Annotated in this window: 1 rRNA gene; it reads right to left on the minus strand. The window is 43.2% G+C overall.

Going from position 1 to position 431, the window contains the following annotated elements:
- Nucleotides 1-224 (minus strand): 16S ribosomal RNA (locus J1C54_RS16425); the annotation flags it as partial.
- Nucleotides 225-431: the final 207 nt, after the last annotated feature.

Genomic DNA, 431 nt, shown 5'->3' on the forward strand with positions numbered 1-431 from the left:
GGCTGACCTTTCCTTTTAATTTCATGCGAAATATAAAGAATATCAGGTATTAATCCGAGTTTCCTCGGGCTATCCCTGTAACTAAGGTAGATTGCTCACGCGTTACTCACCCGTTCGCCGCTCAGTCATTTTCTGTAGTAAACTACTGAAAAGCTTCGCTCGACTTGCATGCATAAGGCGCACCGCCAGCGTTCGTCCTGAGCCAGGATCAAACTCTTCATCGTTAAATCTTAAATATTATTCAACGACCGATTCAGAATTTCCAAAGTACTCATGATGGTTCGTTCTCTTGTCGACCAAGACCGTTTCCGGTCCCGATCTTACGCTGTCAATTCAATATGTTAATGAACTTTTTCTGTTACCCAAAACCGCCCTTCGGCGTTTTAGCGGGTGCAAATATAAAACCCTTTTTTATTACCCGCAACATTCTC

This window comes from Alcanivorax sp. 1008, from assembly GCF_020667895.1.
In the GTDB taxonomy this organism is placed as follows: domain Bacteria; phylum Pseudomonadota; class Gammaproteobacteria; order Pseudomonadales; family Alcanivoracaceae; genus PGZG01.